This window comes from Nitrosomonas communis, assembly GCF_900114745.1.
Lineage (GTDB): Bacteria > Pseudomonadota > Gammaproteobacteria > Burkholderiales > Nitrosomonadaceae > Nitrosomonas > Nitrosomonas communis_A.
Genome location: NZ_FOUB01000123.1, coordinates 1 through 4973 on the forward strand (window position 1 = coordinate 1; position 4973 = coordinate 4973).

The 4973-nt window shown below is 43.0% G+C and carries 6 protein-coding genes and 1 pseudogene; 2 read left to right on the top strand and 5 right to left on the bottom strand.

Annotated elements, in window-relative coordinates:
- Positions 1 to 269 precede the first annotated feature (269 nt).
- On the bottom strand, positions 270 to 689 hold the full coding sequence (locus BM122_RS20190; RefSeq protein WP_074907346.1) for a CBS domain-containing protein: 420 nt from the start codon (positions 687 to 689) through the stop codon (positions 270 to 272).
- Between the two features lie 262 nt (positions 690 to 951).
- Entirely contained in the window at positions 952 to 1062 is a 111-nt protein-coding gene (locus BM122_RS26420; RefSeq protein WP_083398632.1) for a KGG domain-containing protein, read from the bottom strand.
- A gap of 513 nt (positions 1063 to 1575) precedes the next feature.
- Here BM122_RS26420 and BM122_RS25650 point away from each other — a divergent pair.
- Positions 1576 to 1769 (top strand): annotated as a pseudogene (locus BM122_RS25650) (transposase); the annotation flags it as partial.
- Between the two features lie 368 nt (positions 1770 to 2137).
- Positions 2138 to 2485 (top strand): hypothetical protein, encoded by a 348-nt coding sequence (locus BM122_RS20205; RefSeq protein WP_143083573.1) that lies wholly within the window; start codon positions 2138 to 2140, stop codon positions 2483 to 2485.
- 334 nt (positions 2486 to 2819) lie between these two features.
- Here BM122_RS20205 and BM122_RS20210 read toward each other — a convergent pair whose 3' ends face one another.
- The 3 genes from BM122_RS20210 to BM122_RS20220 form a co-directional block, all read right to left on the bottom strand.
- Positions 2820 to 3221 carry a DUF7383 domain-containing protein gene (locus BM122_RS20210; RefSeq protein WP_074907351.1) on the bottom strand — a complete coding sequence of 134 codons (402 nt, stop codon included), beginning with the start codon at positions 3219 to 3221 and terminating at the stop codon, positions 2820 to 2822.
- 575 nt (positions 3222 to 3796) lie between these two features.
- A complete protein-coding gene (locus BM122_RS20215; RefSeq protein WP_074907353.1) occupies positions 3797 to 4093 on the bottom strand; it encodes a hypothetical protein in 297 nt (98 codons plus the stop codon).
- A gap of 193 nt (positions 4094 to 4286) precedes the next feature.
- On the bottom strand, positions 4287 to 4973 hold a 687-nt coding region (locus tag BM122_RS20220; RefSeq protein ID WP_074907355.1), incomplete at its 5' end, for a ferritin-like domain-containing protein.

Below are 4973 nucleotides of genomic sequence, written 5' to 3' on the forward strand. Positions count from 1 at the left end.
CTGGGTTACAAAAGTCCGAATCAATATGAAGCAGATGCAGCAAAATCGATAAAAGCAGCTTAACTGAGGTGTCCGATTTTACTTGACCACGTCATGTGTACCTGTGCTCATTTCCTCTTACCTCCACCAATACCAAAAACCAACCCTACATCCGGGTGTTTTTTTCGCCTACTCTTGCGTGTTTGCGCGGGTTCATGCGGATTTTTGCGGACTCGAGGTTTCATGAAATCCGACAAATTAACCTACTTTTCTTAATACCATATAACTTGTTAAGTTGGGGTTGATATGTCGGACAATGCCTCGGTTACAGGCGCAAGGTCAGAACTTTCAACAGCAAAATCTCCAATCGAAACTATACCTACTAGATGATCATCTGCATCAACCACAGGCAAACGCCGAATCTGATGATCGCTCATTAACCGAGCTGCATCTTCCAGTGAATCGTCCTGATTAACAAAAACAATTTGTTCAGACATTGCATCTCGTACCGGAGTATTAATATCCATACCTTCTGCGACAGCGCGCACAACAATATCTCTATCAGTAATAATTCCTATTAAATTATCCATATCGCCGACAGGTAAAACACCAAAATCGCCATCTCGCATATGTTGCGCTGCCTCATGTAAAGTTGCTTCCGGACTGATCACTTGCACATTAGTATTCATCACGTCACTTACTGTTTGCATTTTTATCTCCTAGGTTAAGGTTTAAAGCTAAACTATATTTTGTAAAACTTTCATTAGTGCAATTTATCTTTCAGCAATTAATCTTACAAAATATGGAACACATCATTTCTTTTTAATGCCATGAAAAAGACTATGAAGGAAAAATTATTTTTCCTCTTGTATCATTTAGATTGGATACATCTGTTTTATGGCTCTGACTGCTAGCTCGGGCATATTGCTCAGATGTGCCATCATGCATATAATTCGACCCTCAATGAGAGCCTTAAGAATGGTTTCCTATGCCAGAATCAAAGTATTCATCTCTGCCATGACTGCTCTTCCCGCCTTTACGGCCGGCTTCACAAGCTTCTTCAGAGTCAAATTCATGGGCAATGCATCCTTCATAGGCTACTTTATTATCCTGCTTGTAATTTTGAGCTACTTATCTTCATCCATTTATAATCAAACCCGCGCTAGCTGGCTCCCTTGTTGTTTTCTTCCTTTCCCTAATTCGAAGGTATAATTACCCTCATGTTCGGTAAGTTCAAAAAACATTAATGATGCATGTGGGATCTTTATCTCCAGTCTGATTAATCGAAGAACGACTTTAGCCTACTCTTCGAAGTGGGCTATCTCTGTGCGCAAGCGTACATAAGCTTAAATTAATGCTTGAATATAGGACAAGCTATTATCAAGGAAGCAATAAACAACCTTAAGAATGATTTCATCAAAGCCTTGATCGCTTTTCGTCTGACGAAGCGCACAACAATTATCAAAGTATTAATCAGGTTACCTGAACTTGTTTCTCCTCCGTCATCGTCGCTCCTTTTCTTTAAATAAATGAGGTAATCCCCCGGCTTTGCCGGGGGACTATTAAAGGTTTGACCGTGTGATACGGTCACCGTAATTCTTCAAAGGGAAAAGTGCGATATCGATTGCGCGCAGATTTATGTGGAAATCGAGGAATTTCACAGGTGAAAGTTTTTGGGCGCGTGGCTTTCTGTATCGACGGTAGGGTTAGATGAAGAGATGGTTAGAGAATATATCCGACATCAAGAGAAGGAGGATGAACATTATGATCAGCTCAAGCTTGGTATGTGATGCCACCTTTAGGTGGCGCCAATTCTTGCCCCTTTGAGGGGCTAGCAGAAATAAGCCTCCGGCTTTGCCGGAGGTAATTTAACTTTACGATGAGCTAAAACCTCCTCAAGCAATTACTCTATTTTGTCCAACTTGCGCAAGGGATACTGTCCAGGCAAGCTTCTGTCTCTGCCGATAGTTATGAAGTTGCTTAACAGAATTCCTTCATTTCATTTAAACAATTTTCTTTTTTTTTCTTGTTCTTGTATCAATAAATTGGCGCGTTGAAATATTTTCTCACTCTGTGAGTTAGCGAACAGTATTTTGCCAAACGCCGGCGTAGAGTATGAGAACAGCAATTTTGCTGTAATGATATGGAGGAATAAACCATGAAAGTTTTTTCTATTTTTAAAAATTCTGCTTCATCCATTCTGATGGCAGGTCTGATGGTAGGCTTAGTTGGCTTTGCCCAGGCGCAAACCAGCGGATCTGGACAAGCAGGTGGTTCAACGCCTGGACAAGGATCAAGCCAGAGTGGCGGCAGCAGCAGCACGTCAGGATCAAAAGATTCATCGTCAACCTCTACTCAAACACAAGGATCCGGCGCGTCAGGCTCCACTTCATCGGGCTCGGGATCGTCTGGAACCTCGGGTGGTGGTTCAGGCGGAGGTAGCTCCGGATCATCATCAGGTAGTTACGGATCGGGATCAGGGACCTCGGGTGGTAGCAAATATTAAACAGCTGTGGTCTTGCGGAAAAGCCTTATCTCGGGGCTTTCCGCTGATAGCATGTACGAACATACAGCGCAGAAGGGCTGTCCCGGCTGCCAGAACTATATGCAAAAAATAATGATTGTAGGCTAGAGTTGAGGAAAAGTGTCCGGTTTTATTTGACCACTACAATCAATAGCATTTCAAGTATCGTTAGATCTATATTGATCCTGGAGGCATGTTTATGATTTTTTCTCACCGCATTAGGTTAAGTACTCTTAGCCTTTTTATTGCTTAAAGCAAAGTAAACCTTCCAGAAGATCAAAGCAAAAACAAATCAGTTCGAGCATCGTTTTAGGCGTCAAACAGGACCTATAACGACGTCTTCTTTCCAGTGAATAATTATAAACGCAATTAAGATGTTGTCACTACCACGCGCCCTTTGAATTTGAATAGTATTTTGTCCCTGTTGCAAGAATCCTGAAGGAATATAATCTGTTGTATCCTTCCATGTGTTTCCAATTGATGGAGGAATGTCTTGATTAGGCAAGTCTCTACCATTGATCTGGATACGGTGCTCTGAGTTCTGAACATCATACGCGCTTATAATTAAGTATCCGTCCTCAGAAGGTACACCGGGTACAGTGAATTTCCTTAAGCTCGTTTCGTTACCTACAAATGTAAATTTCGGTGCATTTATATCGCCGACATTATCGCCAAGGTGCTCATTAAACACAACTATGCTGAAATTCGATATCTGCATGGTCTTTTCTCCTCACTATTGTGCTGTGTTGATCATCTTGCATGCCTTTAAGTAACTACCAAGTAATTTCAAACAATATAAACAGTTTTATGCTAACGTGCCTATGAATAATAAATAATAGTCCTCTTACCATTTTAGCGAAGCCAAATTAATGCTGAGGCAAACCGTATGAGGTTTATGTATTTCTAGCTATAGCCAAACCAGTTAAGAATGACTGAGGATGCACAGGATTTGAAGAGCATCTCAATGGTTTAGTGTTATTGTTTACATAGCGCTTTGAGACGCATCAATACAATGTACCTTAATACTCAACTACTCGCCGCTTTGAAGACTGTAGCCAGCGAAAGTAGCGCGAAGTGGCCTCACCCTGTGCAACCACCGACATAATTACAAATGACCAGAATATCATTAGTGGGCACGATCCTATAACGTGGCGCGATCTCTGGTGCCAATGCTGCAAGTATCTGTTGATCAGGTTGGAATGTTGATAAGCCAAGAAAGAACGGCCGCACATTTCGTGGTATTGTTAATTTATTTTACTATGATGTTTTTTTCAACAAAGTCGTATGAATTACCTACTTGCTAGCACGCTTTTCCCGGCTAACAAACTTAAAAAAACGGCTCGTCTCACCCTTGCTGGTCTCGTCCTGGTAAAGGAAGGCCAAATCCTTCTCTTCAAACTTCTCAAAGAAGGCTTCCCAAGAGATCTCTTCAAGCGAGTCCTCCCCACTATAACCGGGAAAGTCCACTCTTAGTAAGCCAGGGTCTTCTTTACCTGCGGTCGACTTAACTGCCGCCGGTTTACCCCCGCGCTCTTCAATCCACTTCCTAATAATATTATGATCAGTAGTTGTTTTTGAATCTCCAGACATGGTTTTGCCTCCTCTTTAATCTCTCACCAACAATTTACTACTTTATACATGGCTAGTTTATTCTTGCACCAAGCGTACTACGCAAAAGAATTCTCTAGTTCACAGCAAAGTTGAATACTGTTCTCAATAAATTATAAATCGCTGAAGATATAAGTTTCAGAATAGCGGAAAGACACTAAATTACCCGGCCAAATTAGGTTCCGACCGTGTCCTGTATGACTATCTCCTTAAACCACTGGCGAATATAGGTAAGGTGCTCGTCTTCTTCCCGCAATGCCTGCTGGAAATCCCGAGCCATATCATCCATACCCATCTTTTCGGCCAGCATGATAAGCATCCGCCAGCCTTCATTATCCGCCAGCTCCGCGGTCAGCATGGCTTCCAGGCAGTGCGCTACCGATGTGCGCGGATCGGTCAGCACCTGTATCAGGCCGAGCGAAATCACACCGTCTACATCAGCCGATGGTGTCTGCGCAGTGGGATCCGCGCCAATGGATCGGATCGCATTTTCCACGAGCTTGAAATGTTGAAATTCTTCATTCCGGAACTCGTGCAGCTTATCGAGTGAAATATTGGCACCCATCGGTGCAGCTGCACACTTGGTTATAAGAGCATCATAAAGCCTAACTCCGGTACGCTCAAACGCAAGCCGGCACCCGAGCTTGTCTATAAATCCTTCAGGGCTTTTGCCCATCAGTTTTTCCATTGCAGTGCTTGCCATACCTTTCAGTGTACCTGGCAGTGGAACTGACCCTATCACGTCAGCCCCAACTATATATTCATGACGCATCTGTGCAATAGCCTGCTCATCTCCCGGTGAGGAAGCGGGGGTAACTTTAGCCAGCGCCATCATTTCCTTGATATCAATCGGTGAGGCATC